19 protein-coding genes are annotated in these 21,492 nt (G+C 63.9%); 9 read left to right on the top strand and 10 right to left on the bottom strand.

Going from position 1 to position 21,492, the window contains the following annotated elements; translation table 11 throughout:
- Positions 1-39 precede the first annotated feature (39 nt).
- Positions 40-561, bottom strand: coding sequence for a DUF2244 domain-containing protein (locus V1286_RS34410; protein ID WP_334487580.1), 522 nt, complete (start codon positions 559-561; stop codon positions 40-42).
- A 22-nt stretch (positions 562-583) separates the two neighbouring features.
- On the opposite strand from V1286_RS34410, the gene nth reads away from it, so the two are divergent.
- The 3 genes from nth (at position 584) to V1286_RS34395 (ending at position 4,179) form a co-directional block, all read left to right on the top strand.
- Positions 584-1,345: an endonuclease III gene (gene nth / locus V1286_RS34405; RefSeq protein ID WP_334490103.1), complete on the top strand. Its 762-nt coding sequence runs from the start codon at positions 584-586 to the stop codon at positions 1,343-1,345.
- A 67-nt stretch (positions 1,346-1,412) separates the two neighbouring features.
- Entirely contained in the window at positions 1,413-2,564 is a 1,152-nt protein-coding gene (locus V1286_RS34400) for an HlyD family secretion protein (RefSeq protein ID WP_334487577.1), read from the top strand.
- On the top strand, positions 2,551-4,179 hold the full coding sequence (locus V1286_RS34395) for an MFS transporter (RefSeq protein ID WP_334487574.1): 1,629 nt from the start codon (positions 2,551-2,553) through the stop codon (positions 4,177-4,179). The genes V1286_RS34400 and V1286_RS34395 overlap by 14 nt, the downstream gene beginning before the upstream one ends.
- A 10-nt stretch (positions 4,180-4,189) precedes the next feature.
- On the opposite strand, the gene V1286_RS34390 is transcribed toward V1286_RS34395, so the two are convergent.
- Complete coding sequence (locus V1286_RS34390; protein ID WP_334487571.1) at positions 4,190-4,942, bottom strand: sulfate transporter family protein; 753 nt, start codon at positions 4,940-4,942, stop codon at positions 4,190-4,192.
- A gap of 200 nt (positions 4,943-5,142) precedes the next feature.
- Here V1286_RS34390 and V1286_RS34385 point away from each other — a divergent pair, with 200 nt between their 5' ends.
- Both V1286_RS34385 and V1286_RS34380 read left to right on the top strand, forming a co-directional pair.
- The gene (locus V1286_RS34385; protein ID WP_334487568.1) at positions 5,143-6,312 is read left to right on the top strand and encodes a CaiB/BaiF CoA transferase family protein; all 1,170 of its coding nucleotides are present in this window, start codon (positions 5,143-5,145) and stop codon (positions 6,310-6,312) included.
- Positions 6,313-6,319: 7 nt separating this feature from the next.
- A complete protein-coding gene (locus V1286_RS34380; protein ID WP_334487565.1) occupies positions 6,320-7,267 on the top strand; it encodes a beta/alpha barrel domain-containing protein in 948 nt (315 codons plus the stop codon).
- Positions 7,268-7,269: 2 nt separating this feature from the next.
- On the opposite strand, the gene V1286_RS34375 is transcribed toward V1286_RS34380, so the two are convergent.
- Positions 7,270-9,657, bottom strand: coding sequence for a heavy metal translocating P-type ATPase (locus V1286_RS34375; protein WP_417021213.1), 2,388 nt, complete (start codon positions 9,655-9,657; stop codon positions 7,270-7,272).
- Positions 9,658-9,706: 49 nt separating this feature from the next.
- On the opposite strand from V1286_RS34375, the gene V1286_RS34370 reads away from it, so the two are divergent.
- Positions 9,707-9,982, top strand: coding sequence for a metal-sensitive transcriptional regulator (locus V1286_RS34370; RefSeq protein ID WP_108512737.1), 276 nt, complete (start codon positions 9,707-9,709; stop codon positions 9,980-9,982).
- 27 nt (positions 9,983-10,009) lie between these two features.
- Here V1286_RS34370 and nikR read toward each other — a convergent pair whose 3' ends face one another.
- Complete coding sequence (gene nikR, locus V1286_RS34365) at positions 10,010-10,450, bottom strand: nickel-responsive transcriptional regulator NikR (protein WP_334487561.1); 441 nt, start codon at positions 10,448-10,450, stop codon at positions 10,010-10,012.
- Positions 10,451-10,574: 124 nt separating this feature from the next.
- On the opposite strand from nikR, the gene V1286_RS34360 reads away from it, so the two are divergent.
- Complete coding sequence (locus tag V1286_RS34360) at positions 10,575-12,785, top strand: TonB-dependent receptor (protein ID WP_334487558.1); 2,211 nt, start codon at positions 10,575-10,577, stop codon at positions 12,783-12,785.
- Positions 12,786-12,833: 48 nt separating this feature from the next.
- Here V1286_RS34360 and V1286_RS34355 read toward each other — a convergent pair whose 3' ends face one another.
- On the bottom strand, positions 12,834-13,820 hold the full coding sequence (locus tag V1286_RS34355) for a C40 family peptidase (protein WP_334487556.1): 987 nt from the start codon (positions 13,818-13,820) through the stop codon (positions 12,834-12,836).
- A gap of 189 nt (positions 13,821-14,009) precedes the next feature.
- Between V1286_RS34355 and V1286_RS34350 the strand changes: the two genes are divergently transcribed.
- Positions 14,010-15,410, top strand: a complete 1,401-nt coding sequence (locus V1286_RS34350) for a flavin monoamine oxidase family protein (RefSeq protein WP_334487554.1) — start codon at positions 14,010-14,012, stop codon at positions 15,408-15,410.
- Positions 15,410-16,078, top strand: coding sequence for a Dph6-related ATP pyrophosphatase (locus V1286_RS34345; RefSeq protein WP_334487552.1), 669 nt, complete (start codon positions 15,410-15,412; stop codon positions 16,076-16,078). The genes V1286_RS34350 and V1286_RS34345 overlap by 1 nt, the downstream gene beginning before the upstream one ends.
- Before the next feature lie 120 nt (positions 16,079-16,198).
- Here V1286_RS34345 and V1286_RS34340 read toward each other — a convergent pair whose 3' ends face one another.
- The 5 genes from V1286_RS34340 to rpmI form a co-directional block, all read right to left on the bottom strand.
- Positions 16,199-16,969, bottom strand: a complete 771-nt coding sequence (locus V1286_RS34340) for a sulfite exporter TauE/SafE family protein (protein ID WP_334487549.1) — start codon at positions 16,967-16,969, stop codon at positions 16,199-16,201.
- Between the two features lie 6 nt (positions 16,970-16,975).
- The gene (pheT, locus tag V1286_RS34335) at positions 16,976-19,384 is read right to left on the bottom strand and encodes a phenylalanine--tRNA ligase subunit beta (RefSeq protein ID WP_334487545.1); all 2,409 of its coding nucleotides are present in this window, start codon (positions 19,382-19,384) and stop codon (positions 16,976-16,978) included.
- A gap of 109 nt (positions 19,385-19,493) precedes the next feature.
- Positions 19,494-20,576 (bottom strand): phenylalanine--tRNA ligase subunit alpha, encoded by a 1,083-nt coding sequence (pheS, locus tag V1286_RS34330; protein ID WP_334487542.1) that lies wholly within the window; start codon positions 20,574-20,576, stop codon positions 19,494-19,496.
- A gap of 213 nt (positions 20,577-20,789) precedes the next feature.
- Positions 20,790-21,149, bottom strand: a complete 360-nt coding sequence (gene rplT / locus V1286_RS34325; RefSeq protein ID WP_108512729.1) for a 50S ribosomal protein L20 — start codon at positions 21,147-21,149, stop codon at positions 20,790-20,792.
- A 78-nt stretch (positions 21,150-21,227) separates the two neighbouring features.
- The gene (gene rpmI / locus V1286_RS34320) at positions 21,228-21,428 is read right to left on the bottom strand and encodes a 50S ribosomal protein L35 (RefSeq protein ID WP_008539890.1); all 201 of its coding nucleotides are present in this window, start codon (positions 21,426-21,428) and stop codon (positions 21,228-21,230) included.
- Positions 21,429-21,492: the final 64 nt, after the last annotated feature.

The following is a 21,492-nucleotide window of genomic DNA, read 5'->3' as shown; positions in this document are numbered from 1 at the left end:
AACCGGTTCGCGTGAAGAAAACGCGTCAAAAAAGAGAGCCTACGCGACCGGATTGTATGTGATACCGCGCTTGGCGGTCTGCAACGCAGCCAGTAAGGCTTTGGCAAAGCTAGCTTTTTCGTCTGGTCCGAGGAAATAGCCGACCGAAACCCGGCGGCCGCGGGAGACCAGATAAAGCCGCTCGATGCCGAATTCGGGGTCGCCGGTCTGTTCGAGCTGGACCCAGAGCGGATTGAACGACCATTCGATCAGACGGCCGCGATGGCTGACCCGCCGCACGCGTAATTCCGATGGCGTCACCACGATATCCTCGGTGGCGTCAGCGCTGCGGAAATTGATCCGGAACGCCCAGTAGATCACCAGTACATCGAGGCCGAAAAACCCCAACACCGGCCACGCGCCCATCAGGCAGAACGCGACGCCGGCGACAAAGCTGACGATGCCGATGAACGTCATCAGCACCAAAAAGCCGGTGCGGTTGAGCGAGCGATGCGGCGTCACCCGCGCCGAAAACAGCGTCGGCGGGTCAAGCGGGGGATCAAAGTCGTTGCCTGCGGTCATCGCGTATCAGTATATCCCGATCATGGCCAAAATCACCCGCTCTATCAGCGCAAAAAAATCCAGCGTTCCGTCGGTGCCGAAGAAAGTGGCAAAGAAGGCCGCCAAGGCGGTGCCGAAGCGTGTGGCGAAGCAGTCAGCCAAGCCGAAACCCTGGACGCCGGCCGAGATCCACGAGGTCTTCAGCCGATTTCGCAAAGCCAATCCGGAGCCGAAGGGCGAACTCGAACATCTCAATCCCTATACGCTGCTGGTGGCGGTCGTGCTGTCGGCGCAGGCTACCGACGCCGGCGTCAACAAGGCGACGCGCGCGCTGTTTGCGGTCGCCGATACGCCGGAGAAGATGCTGGAGCTCGGTGAAGAGAAAGTGCGCGAGTACATCAAGACCATCGGGCTCTATCGCAACAAGGCGAAGAACGTCATCGCGCTCTCGGAAAAACTGATCGCCGAATTCGGCGGTGAGGTGCCGCGCACCCGGGCCGAGATCGAGACGCTGCCCGGCGCCGGGCGCAAGACCGCCAATGTCGTGCTCAACATGGCCTACGGCGAACACACCATGGCAGTGGATACCCATGTGTTCCGCGTCGGCAACCGCACCGGGCTGGCGCCCGGCAATAACGTGCTTGAGGTCGAACTCGGGCTGGAGAAGGTGATCCCGTCTGAATTCATGCTGCACGCCCATCACTGGCTGATCCTGCACGGGCGCTACACATGTCTCGCCCGCAAGCCGCGCTGCGAGGTATGCCTGATCAACGATCTTTGCCGTTGGCCGGAGAAGACGGTCTGAGGCATGATCGTTGTCATGTCGTGAGGGTCTTAATCCGGCTCTCGGGAACGTAATTGAGGGCGTCGCTGTGAGCGAGCAGGATCAAACGAGTCCGCCACCCGCAAATCGGACCCCATCTCCGCCGCTCGCGCTAGCTCCGAAGCCGTCGCCGGCGGTAAGCGGCTTCTGGGGCCGCTTCACGATTCCATTGTTTGCGGTGCTGACGGCGTTGGTCTTTATCGCGCTGGCGACGGTGCGCTGGGATGCCTGGGTTGGCAGCGCCACGATCCAGACCACCAACGATGCCTATGTTCGTGCCGAGCTCACGCGGTTGAGCAGCCGGGTCGCCGGCGAGGTGATTACGGTCGCAGTGAAGGATTTCCAGCGCGTCAAGGCTGGCGATTTGCTGGTGCAGATCGATCCTGCCGATTACGCGGCTCAGGTCGCACAGGCCGAGGCCAGCGTCGCCGCCGCGCAGGCAGCCCTCGACAATCTGAGCAATCAGGTCGAACTGCAATACGCGACAATTGCACAGGCCGAAGCTCAGCTCGTATCCGCGGCCGCCCAGGAGGTCGAGGCGCGTCAGGAACAGGAGCGCCAGCAGTCGCTGTCGCAGACCGAATCCGGAACGCGCCAGAAGCTCGAACAGGCGACTGCGGCCTTTGCCAAGGCGCAGGCGGACGTGCGCGCGAGCCGTGCCGTCATCGCCGCGCAACGTCACCAGCTCGACGTGCTGTCGGGCACCAAGAAGCAGCGTGCCGCCGACCTCGAGGGCGCCAAGGCGACGCTGGCCGCGGCCAAACTCAAGCTCGGCTACACCAAAATCGTGGCGCCGTTCGATGGCGTCACCGGCGAGCGGCAGGTGCAGCCGGGCGATTACGTCAATATCGGCACCAACCTCATCAACGTCGTGCCGCTGCCGAACGTCTATGTGATCGCCAATTACAAGGAAACGCAGTTGACCCAGGTCGAACCCGGTCAGCCCGTCGAGATCAGCGTCGACAGTTTCCCGAACGAAAAACTGCGCGGTCGCGTCGAGCGGATTGCGCCGGCGAGCGGTTCGCAATTCGCGTTGCTGCCGCCGGACAATGCCACCGGCAATTTCACCAAGGTGGTTCAGCGCGTCCCGGTCCGGATTCAGTTGGACAAGAACCAGCCGCTGCTGGAGCGCCTGCTGCCCGGGATGTCCGTCGTCACCCATATCAATACCGGCCAGGCGGGCACGGATGGCGGAAAATGACCTCGACCGCGGACCGGTTTCGCGCGGCGGGATCGCGCCGCGGCCGCTGTTCGCGGTCGGCGCGGTGCTGCTCGGTGCGTTTCTGGCGAACTTCGACAGCCGGCTGACGTCGGTAGGCCTGCCTGATCTGCGCGGCGCGTTCTCGCTCGGCTTCGACGAGGGCGCCTGGCTCTCTACCGCGGGCATCGGCTCGCAGATATTCGTCGCGCCGGCGGTGGCGTGGCTTGCGACCGTGTTCGGGATGCGCCGCGTGCTCGGCATTCCGAGCCTGGTTTATGCCCTGATCTCGCTGGTGATCCCGTTCGTGCACGATTACCTCACGCTGATCGCGCTCAGCATCGTGCATGGCATGCTGCTCGGCACCTTCGTGCCGGCGACGCTGATGATCATCTTGCGCAATTTGCCGATCAAATGGTGGCTGCCGGCGATCTCGATCTATTCGATCAGGGTCGGGTTCGCGCTCGACACCTCCACCTCGCTGGTCGGCTTCTATGTCGACCATCTGGGATGGCAGTGGCTGTACTGGCAGGGCGTGGTGATAGCGCCACTGATGGGCCTGATGATCTATCTCGGCACGCCCAGCGAACCTGTTAACCGCGACCTGCTGAGGCACGCTGATTGGGGCGGGATGCTGCTGCTCGGCACCTCCGTCTCGATGATCTATGCCGGTCTCGATCAGGGCAATCGTCTGGACTGGCTGGAATCGGGCACGGTGATGGCGCTGTTGCTCGCCGGGGCTGCGCTGTTCATCGCCTTTCTGATCAACGAGATGCTGGTTCGCCAACCCTGGGCGCACGTCAACGTGCTGTTCTCGCGCAATGTCGGGCTCTCGCTGGTCGTCATCCTGCTGTATACCTTGACCAGCCTCTCCAACTCGTCGCTGGTACCGAATTTTCTCAGCGTTGTGGGCCTGATGCGGCCCGAACAAAGCGGCGTTCTGCTCTTGACCTTCGGCGCCTTGCCCATGGTGGTGCTGGTGCCATTCTCGATCGTCCTGCTTCGGCATTTCGATGCGCGCGCCGTGGTGGTCCTCGGTTTTTCGGCGTTCGCTGCCGCCAATCTGTGGGGAACGCAACTGACTCATGACTGGGCACGCGGCGATTTCGTCGGCATCGTGATCCTGCAGTCGATCGGGCAGGCACTCACGCTGTTGCCGATCATCATCCTCGCGCTGTCCAATTCCGACCCGACCCGCGCGACGTCATTCGCCGCCTATATCCAGATCATGCGGCTCGGCGGCGCCGAGATCGGCGTGGCGCTGATGGGCACCTGGCTGCGCGTGCGCGAGCAGATCCATTCCAATTATCTCGGGCTGCACATCCAAAGCGGCAGCCTCGACGTGACGCGCCTGCTCAAGCAACTCGGGGACTATTTTGCCAGCCATGGCGTGGGCGCCGCCCTGGCGCGGGCGCTTGGGACGTTGTCGGCGCGGGTCCAGCGCGAAGCCAACGTGCTCGCCTATATCGACGGATTTTGGCTGTGCTTCTGGCTGGCAATGGCGGCACTGTTCTTCGTCGCCCTGATCACCCGCGCGCCGCCGGGCCCCTTCACGCCGGCACCGTTCGGTTTCGCGAAAAATGTGCTGCGGAAGTGCGGGGTGACCGTGTCGCAATGAACGGCGCCGATCAGCGTGCCGATATTTCCTGCCGCCGCGCCGGCTCGATCAGTTCCGGCCGCGGGCCGGAGAGGCGCTTGTGCATGTGGACCATGAAGGCCATGCCGAACAATGGCGTCGCCAGGTTGACGATTGGGATCGAGACAAAAGCTGCGATGAACAGGCCCGCGGTGAACACGGTCGCCGCATTGTCCTTGCGCATCGCCTTGGCTTCAGCGGGCGAGCGGAAACGCATCGCCGCGAGTTCGAAATATTCGCGCCCCAACAGCCAGGCGGTGGCGATGAAGAAGATCAGGAAGCCCGCGCCGGCGAACAGCACAAAGGGCAGCGCGATCAGATAGACCAAAATGGTCAGCAGCGCCGTCTTGATGCCCTCGGGGATCGCGACGCCGAGCGGCAGCGCGTCGCCGGGGCGCTCCGCCGGATAATGTTCGCGCTCGACATGCTCGGCGACGTCGTCGACGAACACGCTCGCCACCAGCGAGGTCACCGCCGGCATCAGGAAAATGCCGCCGAGCACGACGCCGAGCCCGGCCGCGATCGAGATGATCCAGGAAAGGATGTTGAGCGACGTGTGGAAGCCCGGCCCCAGCATCGCTTCGGCCCAGCCCTCGCCGTATTCGGCGAACCAACTCAACCCGCGCTGCAAGCCGATGGCCAGCACCGTAATCAGCACCAGCGCCAGCCCGATCGAGCGCCACAGGATGGTGCGCATCGGCGGCGACAGGATCTGCGAAAGCGCCTTGACGGCGGCGTCCAACATGGCGGTTCAACCTCTCGTGAAAACCTTCGCGAGAGGTAGATATACGCGAGCCGTTCGACAAGTGCCGGTTTTGGCCCGGTCGTGGGGCGGCGCCGGCGTTATGCGGCAGCGAATGGCAGCGTCTGACAGATTGTGCCTTCCCAAGGGCCGTCGAAGGCCTAGGTTGAGCGTCAAAAGACGGCTACGGAGAGAGACACACGATGACCGGAACGGGATTGCCGCTTGACGGCGTGAGGGTCGTTGAGATGACCCATATGGTGATGGGCCCGACCTGCGGCATGATCCTCGCGCAACTGGGCGCTGAGGTCATCAAGGTCGAGCCGCCGGTGGGCGACAAGACACGTTCTCTTGGCGGTATGGGAACCTCGTTCTTTCCGCTGTTCAACCGCGGCAAACGCAGCGTCGTGCTTGATTTAGCCAAGGCGGAGGATCTCGAAATCCTGCATCGGCTGCTCGAAAGCGCCGACGTGTTCGTGGAAAATTTTCGCGACGGCCAGCTCGAGAAACAGGGGCTCGGCACCAGGGAGTTGCGCCGCAGACACCCGCATCTGATTGTCGCTGGTCACAAGGGTTTTCTCTCCGGTCCGTACGAGCATCGGCCGGCGCTGGACGAGGTCGTGCAGATGATGTCGGGGCTCGCCGCCATGACCGGGACGCGCGAGAAGCCGCAACGCATCGGCTCCTCCGCCAACGACATCATGGGCGGCATGTTTGGCGCGATTGCGATTCTCGCCGCGCTTTACGAGAAGCGGGGCGGCAAGAGGGACGGCGCCAACATCCGCATCGGCCTGTTCGAGAACTGCCTGTTCCTGGTCGCGCAACACATGGTCGAATATGAGATGACCGGCAGGAAGCCGCGCTCGATGCCGGAGCGCGAGCACGCCTGGCCGATCTACGACATCTTCGACACAGCGGACGGCGAGCGCATGTTCATCGGCGTCGTCACCGAGGGCCATTGGTGGAGTTTCTGCCGCGAGTTCGGACTGCAGGAATTTGCCGACGACCCGAGCCTGCGCAACACCACAGACCGCATTCTGGCGCGTGGGAGAATCATTCCGCGCGTTGCCGAAGTGATCAAAGGCTGGAAGATCGCTGATCTGTCGGCAAAGCTCGATGCGTTGAATATCGCCTATTCGCCGATCAACCGCCCCGAGGATCTGCTGCAGGACCCGCATGTGCTGCGTCCCGGCGGCCTGGTGCGGAATTTCAATGCCGACGGCGCGCCGTTCCGCGTTCCAGCGTTGCCGGTGGAGTGGAACGGCGGCAATATCGGCGAAGGGCTGAAGGTGGCGGTACTGGGCGCCGATACCGAAGCCGTTCGCGCTGAACTCGACAAGCAAGACCCGTCTTCCAAACACAACGCCGCATGAGGCTGCCATGACCCGTGTCCAGGAACTCTATCCCGACAGCAAAATCATCCTGCGCGAGGTGGGCCTGCGCGACGGCCTGCAGCTCGTGAAGGCATTTCCGTCGACCTCCGCCAAACAGCGCTGGATGCGCGATGAATATGCCGCGGGCGTGCGGCACTTCGAGGTCGGCTCGTTCCTGCCGGCAAAGACCTTTCCGCAATTCGCCGACGTGCGCGACATCATCGGGACCGTGGCCTCGCTGCCCGGCGCCTACGGCATCGCGCTGACGCTGAACGAGCGTGGGGTCAACGAGGCGCTGGCCTCCGGCGTCGCCGAAGTGGCGACGGTGGTCTCGGCCACGGAAGAACACAGCCAGGCCAACGCCAACCGCTCACGCGAGTCAGCGATTGCCAACGTCAGGCGGCTTTGTGAGCTGCGCGACGCCAGCGCGCACAAGCCGGTGGTGAACTCCGCGATTTCGATGGCGTTGGGCTGTTCGATCGTCGGGGCCGTGGATCCCAAGGAAGTGCTGCGGCTGACGGAAAAGCTGTTCGAGGCCGGCGTCGACATGGTCGCGATTGCCGACACGGTTGGTTATGCCGGGCCGAGGCAGGTCGGTGAACTGACGGCGGCTGCGGTGAAGATCGCAGGCTCAAAGCCGATCTGCATTCACCTGCACGACACAAGAGGGATGGGCATCGCCAACGCCTCCGCCGCGCTCGATGCCGGCGCGCGCGTGCTGGATGGATCGCTGGGCGGCCTCGGCGGTTGCCCGTTCGCGCCGGGCGCCACCGGGAATGTGGTGTTCGAGGACCTGGTGTTCCTGTGCGAGAGCAAGGGATTTGCCACCGGGATTGATATCGAGAAGCTGGTCGCGGTGCGCGCGATCCTGAAATCGGAAATGCCGGGCGAGGCGCTGTATGGCGGACTGGCGCGCGCAGGCTTGCCGCGCGGGACGGCAGCCAGGGCGGCGTGAACTTACAGCCGCGTCATCCTTAGCCGTAGCGCATTGCCGACGACGCTCACCGAAGACAGCGCCATCGCCGCAGCGGCGATGATCGGCGACAGCAGCAGGCCGAACGCGGGATAAAGAATGCCCGCGGCGATCGGGATGCCGGCGGCGTTGTAGATGAAGGCGAAGAACAGATTCTGCCGGATATTACTCATCGTCGCCTGAGAGAGCCGCCGGGCGCGGACGATGCCGACCAGATCGCCCTTCAGCAGCGTGATGCCAGCGCTCTCCATCGCAACATCGGTGCCGGTGCCCATGGCGATGCCGACTTCGGCGGCGGCGAGCGCCGGCGCATCGTTGACGCCGTCGCCGGCCATCGCGACGACCTTTCCGGCCTTCTGGAGCTTGGCCACGACAGCGCTCTTCTGGTCGGGCAGCACCTCCGCCTCGACATCGGCGATGCCGAGGCTCCGCGCGACGGCATTCGCCGTGGTCCTGTTGTCGCCCGTGAGCATGATGACCTTGATGCCATCAGCCGCCAGCGCCTTCAGCGCGTCCGGTGTCGACGCTTTCACGGGGTCGGCGATGGCAAACAATCCCGCAAGTTTGCCGTCGACCGCCATGTTGATCACGGTCGCGCCGTCGCCGCGCAGACGTTCGCCCTTATCGTTCAATGAATGTGCGTCGATGCCAAGCGACTGCAGGAAGTTCGCATTGCCAAGCACGATCGCCTTGCCGTCGACCTTGCCGGTGGCGCCCTTGCCGGTCGGCGAGTGGAACTCTTCCACCTTGCCTAAATCGAGATTGCGCTCTTTGGCCGTCCGTACGATGGCGTCAGCCAGCGGATGTTCGCTGGCGCGCTCGACGGTCGCGGCCAGCCGCAGAATGCCGGCTTCCTCAAATCCGTCTGCCGGTACGATGGCGACCACCTTCGGCTTGCCCTCGGTCAGCGTTCCCGTCTTGTCGACCACCAGCGTGTCGACCTTCTCCATGCGCTCGAGCGCTTCGGCGTTCCTGATCAGCACGCCGGCCTGTGCGCCGTGCCCGACGCCGACCATGATCGACATCGGCGTAGCCAAGCCGAGTGCGCAGGGACAGGCGATGATGAGCACGCTGACGGCGGCGACCAGGCCGAACGCCATGCGTGGCTCCGGCCCGAACCAGGCCCAGGCGCCGAACGCGAGCAGCGCGACGAGGATGACGATAGGCACGAACCAGCCGGAAACCTGATCGGCCAGCCGCTGGATCGGCGCGCGGGAACGCTGCGCATCCGCCACCATCTTGACGATCTGGGAAAGCAGCGTGTCGCGCCCGACTTTTTCGGCGCGCATGACGAAGCCGCCGGACTGGTTGAGCGTACCTGCGATCACCTTGCCGCCCGGCTCCTTGGTGACGGGCATGGATTCGCCGGTCACCAGCGATTCGTCGAGCGAGGAGCGGCCTTCGAGGATGACGCCGTCGACTGGCACCTTCTCGCCCGGGCGCACGCGCAGATGATCGCCAACTGCAAGCGTATCGATTTCCACCTCGTGATCGGCGCCGTCATCGCCGATCCGGCGCGCGGTTTTCGGCGCGAGCTGCAGCAGCGCCTTGATCGCGCCTGATGTCGCCTCTCGCGCGCGAAGTTCGAGCACCTGGCCGAGCAGCACGAGGACGGTGATGACGGCCGCGGATTCGAAATAGACGGCGGCCGCGCCGCCATGGCCGCGGAAGGTCGACGGGAAGATTCCGGGCGCGACGGTGCCGATGACGCTGTAGACATAGGCCACGCCGGTGCCGACAGCGATCAGCGTGAACATGTTGAGATGGCGCGTGACGAGCGATTGCCAGCCGCGCACGAAGAACGGCCAGCCGGCCCAGAGCACCACCGGCGTGGCAAACGCTAACTGGATCCAGTTCGACAGCGTCGGATCGAGGAAGCCATGGCCGCCGACGAGGTGCCCGCCCATTTCCAGGACGACGGCCGGCAGCGCGAGCACGAGGCCGATCCAGAAGCGGCGCGTCATGTCGGCGAGTTCCGGATTGGGCGGCGCATCGAGGCTCGCGACCTCCGGCTCCAGCGCCATGCCGCAGATCGGGCAGCTTCCGGGGCCGACCTGGCGGATCTCGGGATGCATCGGGCAGGTGTAGATGGCGCCTTCCGGCACCGCGGCCTTCGGCCTGCTGTCCTTTTCCAGATAGGAGACGGGATCGGCGGCGAATTTGGTACGGCAGCCGGCCGAGCAGAAATGGAAGGTCTCGCCGCGGTAGTCGAAGCGGTGCTTGCTGGTCGCGGGGTCGACGCTCATGCCGCAGACGGGATCGCGGAGGGTTGCAGCGGTGTGGGTGTGATGATCGTGCTGGCTGTGACTGGCGTGGTCGCAGCAGGCGCTCTTTGACGCGCCGTTTCGCTCGGCGTTTTCATTCTTGTTCATCATCCGCTCGGTCCTTGAAACCTATACCCCGTAGGGGTATATAGGCCGCATGCGAAAAGACATCAAGGCTTCCTGCCAAAAGCGCCTCAGCCGGATCGAGGGCCAGGTCCGCGGCCTGTCCAAGATGGTCGAGGAGGATCGCTACTGCATTGACATCGTCACGCAGATATCAGCCGTGCGGGCCGCGCTGCGGCGTGTCGAGGAAGAGGTCTTGCGGGATCATGTGTCGCATTGCGTCGAGCACGCGATCACCAGCGGCAACAAGGCCGATCAGCGGGAAAAGATCGCGGAGCTGATGGCCGTGATCGGCCGTTCAGACAGGTAATCCGGGCTACGCCTTCTTGCCTCCACGCTAGTCGTGGCCGTGCTTGCGCGCCTTCGGTTTCTTGTCGGATGCCGTCGGGATCATCACCACGCGGCCGTAGCGCACGCCGCGCTCGGCGATGATGTGGTCGGCAAAGTGCCGGACCTCGCCGCTCCCTCCCTTCAGCGCCGTCACCTCCATGCAGGAGTCGTCGTCGAGATGGACATGGAGCGTCGCCAGCGACAGATCGTGGCGGCCGTGGAAATTCTGCACCAGCCGTTTCGACAGGTCGCGCGCGGCGTGATCGTAGACATAGACTAGGGCAGCGACGCATTGGCCTGAAGGAGTTGCGTCCTCGGCGCTTTGCTGCAGTCCGGCGCGGGCGAGATCGCGGATGATCTCGGAGCGGTTTTGATAGCCGCGGGCTTCCGCCGCCGCATCGATCTCGGCGAGCAGATCGTCTTCAATGGTGATGGTGATCCGTTGCATCCTGATTTCCGTGTTGGTCCCGGTATGATATTTCTATTGTATCGTCATACTGTCCTTGCTAGCGAATGTCGGGTTGGGTATGGTGCAGTTGCTCTCAGACTTGTAGCAGTAAACATGCGGGGGCATGGCGGTGCGCAGGGTCTTGTTGCGGATATTTTCCGCTACGGCTTCTTCTGCCGTTCTGATGCTCCCCGCCGAGGGGCAGGAGTGGACGGCGTCTCAGCCTGACCAGCTTCCACCGGTGACCATCACGGCTCCCAACGCAACGCCGCCCAAGCGGATCGCTCGGCCAAAACAGCCGCAAAATCGTGGTGCGCGGAGCAGAACCGCCGTTCGCTCGAACCAGCCGGTCACCGCGGGCGCAGGCGGCGTCACGCCCGGCACTTCATCCGATGGCGCCGCCGCCCTGCAGCCCACCGCCGCCAGCGCGATAAGCTTTACCGGCGAACAGGTGAACGCAGTGCCATTCGTGCGTGTCGGCGAGGCGCTGGAAGTCGTGCCCGGTCTGATCGTCACCCAGCATTCCGGAGAAGGTAAAGCCAATCAGTATTTCCTACGCGGCTTCAACCTTGACCACGGGACAGATCTCTCCATCAAGGTCGACGGCATGCCTGTCAACGTGCCAACGCATGGCCACGGGCAGGGCTACGCCGATATCAACTTCCTGATCCCTGAGCTGATTCAATCGGTGAATGTCCGCAAGGGTCCGTACTACGCCGATGTGGGCGATTTCAGCTCCGCCGGGTCCGTCGCGATCGACTACCTTAACAAGCTGCCGAAAAATCTAGCCGAGGTCACATTTGGCAGCTTCGATTACCGGCGCGGCGTGGCGGCGGGATCGACCGCGGTCGGCGCGGGCACGATGCTCGCGGCGGTCGAGAGCATCAAATACGATGGGCCGTGGGACGTTCCGGACAATGTGCGGAAAATGAACGGCGTGCTGCGCTACAGCCAGGGCACCGCGACCGATGGGCTCACGCTGACCGCGATGGCTTATTCCAACGGCTGGAATTCGACCGACCAGGTGGCGCAGCGCGCCATCGATCAGGGCATCATCGGCCGCTTCGGCTCGCTTGATCCCACCGATGGCGGGACGGCCAGCCGCTTCAGCCTGTCCGGCAATTGGGCGCAATCGAGCGAGTACGGCCAGAGCAAGGTCAACGCCTACGTCGTGCGCTCCGACCTGCAGCTCTTCAACAACTTCACTTATTTCCTCGATAATCCCGTCAATGGCGACCAGTTCAACCAGCTCGATCGCCGCACCCTTGGTGGCTTCGACGCACGGCATGCCTTCGATTGGCGGTTTGGCGGCTTCGAGACGCAAACCCGCGTCGGAATGCAAAGCCGCTACGACGACATCCATGTCGGTCTGTTCAAGACGGAGCAGCGTGCGGTGCTTTCGACCGTGCGCGAGGACCGCGTGCAGGAAGGCAATGTCGGCATCTGGGCCGACACAACGACGCGCTGGAACGACTGGCTGCGCACCACTGTTGGCATCCGCGAGGACGTTTTCGCCGGCCGCGTCCTCAGCGACACGCCGGAAAATTCAGGCAATGCCCAGGCGACGATAACGAGCCCGAAAGCCGGCATCGTGCTTGGCCCCTGGTACAAGACTGAGTTCTACGGCAATGCCGGCTACGGCCTGCACAGCAATGACATCCGCGGCGCGACGATCACGGTCGATCCGATCGACAAGGTGACGCCGCAGGATCGCGTGCCGCTATTGGTGCGATCGAAGGGCGCCGAGCTTGGCTTCCGCACGAAAGCGATCGAGGGACTCACAAGCTCGGTCGCTGTCTTTGTACTCGATTTCGACTCCGAACTGCTGTTCGTGGGCGACGCCGGCACCACTGAGGCCAGCCGGCCGAGCCGCCGGGTTGGCGTGGAGTGGGTGAACCAATACAAGCCGAAGCCGTGGCTATCATTCGATCTGGACGTTGCCTATACCCGCGCGCGCTTCACCGATTTCGATGCCGCCGGCAATTTCATCCCGGGCGCGCCGGCGTGGATCGCGAGCGGCGCAATCACCTTGGGCAGCGAGACTGGTTGGTTTGGTGCATTGAAGGCGCGCTATTTCGGCCCGCGTCCGCTGATTGAGGACGATAGCGTCCGTTCGCTGGCGTCGCTGATCTTCAACGCACGAGCCGGCTACCGCTTCGACAATGGTTTAAAACTGCAGCTCGACGTGCTCAATCTCTTCAACGCGCGGACCAACCAGATCGAGTATTACTATCTGTCGCGGTTGCCGGGCGAACCGATCGGCGGCGTCGCGGACCGGCATGTGCATCCGGCCGAGCCGCTGGCGGTGCGGCTGACGCTGGCGGGGAGGTTTTAGGGAATCGTGTAGCCCCGTTGGCTCCATCCGGGCTACGAATTCTTGCCCCTACGCCACGATCTCGCGCGGCTTCATGCGCCGCTCCGGCGCGCGGACCGGGACGTATTCGACAGCGAGATAATGTTCCGAGACGGTGACGCGTTCGATCATCATCGTTTCGCAGGCCACTTCTTCAACCGTCACTTCTTCAGCCGGAAGCGGCGCTTCTTGGTCAATCTCTTCAGGAACAAGCGGCGGCGACTTGACCTCTGGAAACACACCGAATTCGCCCGCTACCTCCTGGAGCGGCTTCTGCTTGTCGGCCCAATGCAGGGCCGTGTAGTCGAAGCCGTGCACGATGGTGGGTTTGACGATTTCGAAATAGGGCGAGATGTCGAAATCGCGCGGCATGTAGAGCGAGGAATCGCGGATATGCAGGATCTCGCGCCGGGCCTTTCTTGAGGCGGCACGCGTGATCTTGGGCAGGATCGGGTAGCGCACGGCGTCGAACGCCTGCGCGATCAGCGCCGAGCAGATGATTTTGGTGGGATCGCCGGAGCCGAACGCGATCATGCGGCGGCGCCAGCGCTGCGGCACCGGCAGCGGGATCAAATAACGCATCAGGTCGACGATATTCTTGGTGTCGTAGCCGAAGCCGATCCGGTTGATGGCGTAGCGGCACACCGTGGTGCGGTCCTCATAGGACAGGCCGATCGGGCGGCAGAGCCGGGTGTGATAGGGATAATATTTCGACAGCGGCGCCGAGGTCACGCCTTCGCCGATATTGGCCTCGATCAGGACGTGCGGCTCGCCGTCGGGTTCGAACGCGCCGTCGACCGGGCCGACGTAAAGCGCACCGTGCGACCAGGTGGACTGTGTCAGGTATTTGATGATGCCGGAGATGCGGTTGTTGCCTTCGACCAGCAGCACGTCGCCGGGCTCGATGACGCCGCGCAGATGCTCGGGGTCGCTGGGTGTGAACGGCTCATAGCCCGGGACTTCCTTCTGCAGGTAGCCCGCAATCACCTGGCCGATCGTATCGAGCATTACGCCCATGAAACTCCCCCAGAGCGGCTTTTCTCCCGCTTTTTTTGTTTCCTTATCATGGTCGCAAGCCGTTTCAATTTAGTTCATGCGCCAAACGGATCAATCATGATTGATTTACCATGAGTGTTGCTGCGTTACGTGAGATGCGGCACAGTTCGCTAGCTGTTCTCGCTCCTTTCAGGTTCCGGAAACCATGACATGACAATGACCCGCCGCACCTTCCTGTCGGCGTCCGCTGGTCTGGCAGCTATTCCGGTTTTTTGCGGGGGGCGTGCGGGGGCCGCGCCGCTGCCGCGGGAAGCTGACGTTGTGGTGATCGGCGCGGGTGCGGCCGGCATTGCTGCGGCGCGGCGGATCATGGCGGCGAACCGCAAGGTGATCGTGGTGGAGGCGGCGAGCCAGATCGGCGGCCGCTGCCAGACTGATAGTTCGACCTTCGAGGTGCCGTTCGATCGCGGCGCGCGCTGGATGCACAATCCCGAGACCAATCCGATGATCAAGCTGGCGCGCGCAGCCGGCCTCGAGATCACGACCGCGCCCTCGGGCCAGAAGATCCGCATCGGCCGCCGCAACGCCCGCGCCGGCGAGACCGAGCAATTTCTCGCCGCGCTGGTTCGCGCCAATCGCGCGATCGACGACGCCGCGCGGCGGTTCGACGTCTCCTGTGCCTCCGTGCTGCCGAAGGACCTCGGCGACTGGGCCGACACGGTGGAATTTGTGCTGGGCGCCAGTTTCGCGGGCAAGGATTTGAAAGATGTCTCCGTCGGCGACAAGGCCCGCGCGCAGGATCGCAATACCGCGATCGGCTGTCGTCAGGGATTGGGCACGCTGATCGCAAAGCTCGGCGAGCAGGTGCCGCTGTCGCTGTCGACACCGGCCAATCGCATTGTCTGGAGCAACCGCGATGTCAGCGTGGAAACGCCGGCGGGAAGGATCACCGCGCGTGCCGCGGTGGTCACTGCGTCGACCAACGTGCTGGCCGCCGGCAATATCAAGTTCGCGCCTGATATCCCGAAGCGTATGCTCGACGCGGCTTCGAAACTGAGCCTCGGCAGCTACGACCGGATCGCGCTGCAGATGGCGGGCAATCCGCTGGGCCTCGCCCGTGACGACGTCGTTATCGAACAGAGCAATTCGACGAAGACAGCGCTGATATCAGCCAATATCGGCGGGTCGTCGCTCTGCACGATAGACGTCGGCGGTTCGTTCGGCCGCGATCTCTCCGCGCAGGGCGAGAAGGCCATGGTGGCGTTTGCGGTGGAATGGCTGACGAAACTGTACGGCAGCGAGGCTGCGGCCGCGGTGAAGAAGTCGAGCGCGACGCGCTGGAACGCCGCGCCGTTCGCGCTCGGCGCGATGTCGGCGGCCGGGCCCGGCGGGCAGTCCTCGCGAAAGGCTTTGGCCGAACCGTTCGGCTGCATCTATCTGGCCGGCGAGGCCACCCATGAAACGCTATGGGGTACGATCGACGGCGCCTGGGAAAGCGGCGAGCGCGCTGCGGAATCGGCGTTGCGGCGGATCGGTGCATTGAAGGATCCCGAGCCGGAGGCGCGGCCGGCGAAACAGCGGCGGCGCGGGCAGGGATCCTCGATCAACTGATGGCACGCCCGAAAGCACTGATCTCCTGGTCGAGCGGCAAGGATTCGGCCTTTGCGCTGTCTGAAGTGATGCGCGCGGGCGAGTTCGATGTGGTCGGTGCGCTGACCACGGTGACCGAGACGTTCGGCCGGGTATCGATCCACGGTGTGCGGCAGGAGATACTGCAGGCGCAATGCGAAGCCGCTCGTTTGCCACAGCGGATCGTGCCGATCCCCTATCCCTGTCCGAACGAGATCTACGAGACGCGGATGGGCGAGGCGATCGCGCAGGCCGTCGCTGACGGCATCACGCACATGATCTTCGGCGATCTTTTTCTCAGAGATATCCGCGCCTATCGCGAACAGAAACTCGCGGGCACCGGCATCACGCCGGTGTTTCCGCTGTGGGAACGGCCGACGGCGGAACTGGCGCAGGCGATGATCGCAAGCGGGCTGGAGGCGCATATCGCCACCGTCGATCTGAAGCAGTTGCCGGCGGCGTTTGCCGGCCGCGCATTCGATGCGGCCTTGCTGGCCGATTTGCCCGAAGGCGTCGACGCTTGCGGCGAGAACGGTGAGTTTCACACCTGCGTGGTGGCGGGGCCGATGTTTTCGCGGCGGCTTATGGTCACGACAGGCGAACGCGTCGAGCGCGACGGTTATGCGTATTGCGATCTGGTGATGGGTTAATGCAGGAATCGTAGGGTGGGCAAAGCGAAGCGTGCCCACCATGCCAACGTAGATCTCGCTCTTGATGGTGGGCACGCTACGCTTTGCCCACCCTACAGATCTACGCAGCTTGAGGCAGCGTCAGCGCAGCACGCCATCCAGCGCCGGCAGGCCGAAGATAACGGCCGCCGCGATCAGCGCGTAGCAGATCGCGCGGAATACGGTTTCGCTGGCTTTGCCGAACAGCGAGGCGCCGAACCAGACGCCGACGGCATAGACCGGGCCGACCACGAGCGCGAAAAGGATCGCATTCATCGTGATCAGTCCGGCCGCGGCGTAGCTGACGGCGGAAAAGAGATCCGACGCGCCGAAGAACAGCAGGATATTGGCGCGGGCGATCACGGACGGAAGCGGGCGGCCGAGCCAGTAGCCGACGATCGGCGGGCCGCCGGTCTGGGCGAGCCCGCTGCAAAAGCCGGATAGCCCGCCGATGCCGACCGAGACCGCCGCGTGGTCCTTGCCGCGGTAGCGCCAGCCCGACAGCAACAGCAACAGCAGTGCGAAGACGAAGCCGGAAATGATCCAGCGCGTCGTCACGGGTTCGAGCCGGCTGAGGAAATAGGTGCCGATCGGGACGCCGATCAGCGCGCCTGTCACCATGATGGCGGTCGCCTTGCGATCGGCCTTTTGCCACGCGCCCGGCAGCAGCGGCGCGGCGGCGACGAAATCGATGATCAGGAGCAGCGCGGCCACGAGCCGCGGGTCGGCGATGGAGCTGGCGAGCGGCATGAAGATCAGCGCCGAACCGAATCCGGAAAATCCTCGCGCCGTTCCCGAGATGAAGGCGACCGCAGAGATCGCGATCGCCGCGTTGATGCCGACGTCAGCCGGAATGAGCGCCGCAGGGTTCATGCGGCATCATGCCCGTAACGTGCCGCCGGTCTTCTTCGTCACCTCGGCCACGATCTTCGTCGCCACTGCATCGATCTCCTGGTCCGTCAGGGTTTTTTCGCGCGGCTGGATCGTCACGGCAATCGCGATCGACTTCTTGTTCGGATCGATGCCCTTGCCTTCGTAGACGTCGAACACCGTCACATCCGTGATCAGCTTCTTATCCACGCCCTGCGCCGCACGCACGATGTCGCCGGCCTTTACGCCGCGATCGACGATGAAGGCAAAGTCGCGCGACACCGGCTGGAAGGCGGAGAGTTCAAGCGGCGGCTTGGCCCGGGTCGGCTTCTTCTTGGCGTCGGGAATGCGGTCGAGGATGACTTCGAACGCCATCAAGGGGCCATCGGCACAGAGCGCTTCCAGCGTGCGCGGATGCAGCTCGCCGAAATAGCCCAGCACGTTCTGCGGGCCGATCTGGATGGTGCCGGAGCGCCCGGGATGCAGCCAGCTCGCGCCGCCCTGCACGACCTGCAGCGCCTGCATCGGCGCGCCGGCGGCCGCGAGCACGGCGAACGCATCGGCCTTGGCATCGAGCGCATCGGTCATGGCAGAGCCCGACCAATGACGACCCATGCCTTTCGAGGACGCAAAGCCGTGGCGCACGCCTGAGGCCGCAACGAACTGGTTCTCGGGCTTGTCGCCCTTGAAGATCTGGCCGACCTCGAACAGCGCGACGTCCTGATAACCGCGGTTGGCGTTGGCCTGCGCCGCGGCGACGAGGCCCGGCAGCAGGCTCGACCGCATGTCGGAGAGGTCGGAGGCGATCGGGTTCGCGAGCGCGAGCTCAGCCTGTCCGCCGCCGAACAATTCGGCATGCGGTTTGGAAATGAACGACCAGGTCACCGCCTCCACCATACCGCGCACCGCCAGCGCGCGCTTGGCGCGGCGGGTGCGGTTCTGGATCGTGGTCAGCACCGGCTTGCGGGCGTCGTCGCCGCGTTCGAACGATGTCATCGGCACTTTGTCGACGCCGACGATGCGCACGATCTCCTCGACGATGTCGGCCTTGCCGTGCACATCGGTGCGCCACGAGGGGACAGCGACCTTCACCACCGGGCCGCTGCCGGCGACCATGAAGCCGAGATGGCTTAGGATGCGCCGCATCTCGACCAGCGACACTTCGATTCCCGCCAGACGTTTGACCTCGCTCAGCGGGAAGTCGATGATGCGGTCCTCGCCGAAGGCGTTACCGACGACCACGTTCTCCGATGGCGTGCCGCCGCAGAGCTCGATGACGAGTTTGGTCGCAAGCTCGAGCCCCGGCACCATGAAGGCCGGATCGACGCCGCGCTCGAACCGATAACGCGCATCCGAATTGATGCCGAGCTTGCGGCCGGTCTGAGCGATGTTGATCTCGTTCCATAAAGCCGATTCGATCAGCACGTCGGTCGTGTTCTCGTCGCAGCCGGACGTCTCGCCGCCCATGATGCCGGCCAGCGATTCGACGCCGTGCTCGTCCGCGATTACGCAGATCGCGGGATCGAGCGTGTAGGTGCGGCCGTCGAGCGCCAGCAGGCTTTCGCCTTGCTTGGCCCGGCGCACGGTGAGATTGCCGTTCACCTTCCTGGCGTCGAACACGTGGAGCGGCCGGGCGCGGTCGTAAGTCATGAAATTGGTGATGTCGACCAGCGCGTTGATCGGCCGCAATCCGATCGACGTCAGCCGCTTCTGCAGCCACTCGGGGGAGGGGCCATTCTTGACGCCGCGCACCAGCCGTAGCGCGAAGCCCGGACACAACGTGGCGTCTTCCACCGTCACCTTCACCGGGCAGGGAAATTCGCCCTTGACCGGTTTGATACCGGGATCGATGAGCTTGCCCATGTCGGCGGCGGAGAGATCGCGCGCGATGCCGTGCACGCCGGTGCAGTCCTGGCGGTTCGGCGTCAGATTGATTTCGAGCACGGGATCGCCGAGGCCTGCCCATTCGGCATAGCCCTTGCCGATGGGCGCATCCGCCGGCAATTCCATGATGCCGTCATGATCCTCGGAAATCTCGAGCTCAGCCGCCGAGCACAGCATGCCGCGGCTCTCGACGCCCCTGATGGTGCCGACGCCGAGCGTGATGTTCTTGCCGGGGATGAACGTGCCGGGCGGCGAAAAGACGCTGACGAGGCCGGCGCGTGCATTCGGTGCTCCGCATACCACCTGCACCGGTGCGCCGCCGTCGCCGGTATCGACCATGCACACCCGCAGGCGATCCGCATTCGGATGCTGCTCGGCGGAAATCACCCGCGCAATCGAAAACGGCGCCAGCGCCTTCGCCTTGTCCTCGATGTTCTCGACCTCGAGCCCGATCATGGTGAGCTTGTCGGCAAGCTTTTCCAGCGGCTCGTCGGTGTCGAGATGTTCCTTCAGCCAGGAGAACGTGAATTTCATGGTGTTTGCTTCTCTTGTCCCCGCTCCCGCGCGCGGGTCGCGACGAGCTTCGCTCGCGCTGGGAGGGTCAGGGTGGGGGCGCTCTCCGCAACGGCAGTCTCGGCGGCGTTCACGTGCTCAATCCCCCCGCGAGCGTCGGGACGTCGAGCGGCTTGAAGCCGTAGTGATTGAGCCAGCGGACGTCGCTGTCGAACAATTGCCTGAGATCGGCGATGCCGTATTTCAGCATCGCGATGCGGTCGAGGCCCATGCCCCAGGCGAAGCCCTGATAGACGTCGGGATCGATGTTGCAGGCGCGCAGCACGTTCGGGTGCACCATGCCGCAGCCGAGAATCTCGAGCCAGTCCTCGCCTTCGCCGAAACGGATCTCGCCCTTGTCACGCCGGCACTGGATGTCGACCTCGAGCGAGGGCTCGGTGAACGGGAAGAACGACGGGCGGAACCGCATGTTGATGTGGTCGACCTCGAAGAACGCCTTGCAGAACTCGTGCAGGATCCATTTGAGGTGGCCGAGATGCGAACCCTTGTCGATGACGAGGCCCTCGACCTGGTGGAACTGCGGCGTATGCGTCGCATCCGAATCGATGCGATAGGTGCGGCCCGGGCAGACCACGCGGATCGGCGGCTGCTGGCTCAGCATCGTGCGCACCTGCACCGGCGACGTATGCGTGCGCAACAGCATGCGCGAGCCATCCTCCTTCGGGTTGAAGAAGAAGGTGTCGTGCATTTCCCGCGCCGGATGGCCCTCGGGGAAATTCAGTTTTGTGAAGTTGTAATCGTCGGTCTCGATATCGGGACCTTCGGCAATCGCAAATCCCATGTCGGCGAAGATCGTGTTGACCTCTTCGAACACCTGGCTCAGCGGATGGATGCGGCCGGCTTCCGCGGGCGCCTCGCGCAGCGGCAGCGTGACGTCGATGGTTTCCGAAGCAAGCCGGGCATCGAGCGCCGCCGATTTCAGGATGTCGCGGCGCGCGGAAAGCGCCTGGGTGACCTTGTCCTTGGCGAGATTGATGGCGGCGCCTTGCGTCTTCCGTTCGTCCGGCGACATCTTGCCGAGCGTGGCGAGCAAAGCCGAGATCGAGCCTTTCTTGCCGAGCGCTGCGACGCGGACGGCTTCGAGGGCGGCTTCATCGCCGGCGGCGGCGACATCGGCGAGAATCTGGGATTCGAGTTGAGCTAGGTCGGTCATGGCGATCCTTTTGACTAGGATGCTAAAGCCGATGCTCCTAGCCCGTCATGCCCGGGCTTGTCCCGGGCATCCACGTCTTACAGCGTTGCGAGAAGGAAGGCCTGGATGGCCGGGACGTCTAGCGCGAAGACGCGCTTCGCGCTTTTTACCCGGCCATAACGACCTCAAACATCGCAGAAGAACCAAGGGCGACGGCTCAGGCCGCCAGCGCCTTTACGCCGCGAGCGCGGCCTTGGCCTTCTCGGCGATCGCCTGGAACGCCGCCGGCTCGGTGATGGCGAGATCCGACAGCACCTTGCGGTCGACCGTGATGCCCGACTTCGACAGACCGTTGATAAAGACGCTGTAGGTCATGCCGAACGGGCGCACGGCGGCATTGATGCGCTGGATCCAGAGCGCGCGGAAGGTGCGCTTCTTGCGCTTGCGGTCACGGAAGGCGTATTGCCCGGCCTTCTCGACCGCAGCCTTGGCGGCGCGAATGGTGTTCTTGCGGCGGCCGCGGAAACCCTTGGCGGCCTTGTAGACTTTCTTGTGCCTGGCGTGAGAGGTCACACCGCGTTTGACGCGAGACATGACTGCTATCCTTGAATTTTTAAATCGGTGATGGATCGCCGCGCGGACGCGGCCGGCTTTAGCGGAATGCGAGCGCGATCAGGCGTTCGGCAAGAAGTACTTCTTGACGTTGTCGCCGTCGGTCTTGAACAGCACGCGGGTGCCGCGGAGCTGACGAATCTGCTTCTTGGTCCGCTTGATCATGCCGTGGCGCTTGCCGCGCTGGGCGTGCATCACTTTGCCGGTGGCAGTCACCTTGAAGCGCTTTTTAGCGCCTGACTTGGTCTTCAGCTTGGGCATTTGGCTCTCCTATCGGCCACAGAAAAATGCGCCCGAGGGGCGCTTTTGCGGCTTAAAATGCTCG

This window comes from Bradyrhizobium algeriense, assembly GCF_036924595.1.
Lineage (GTDB): Bacteria > Pseudomonadota > Alphaproteobacteria > Rhizobiales > Xanthobacteraceae > Bradyrhizobium > Bradyrhizobium algeriense.
The sequence above is the reverse complement of the archived record's forward strand: the minus strand, read 5'-3'. Positions and strand labels throughout refer to the sequence as shown.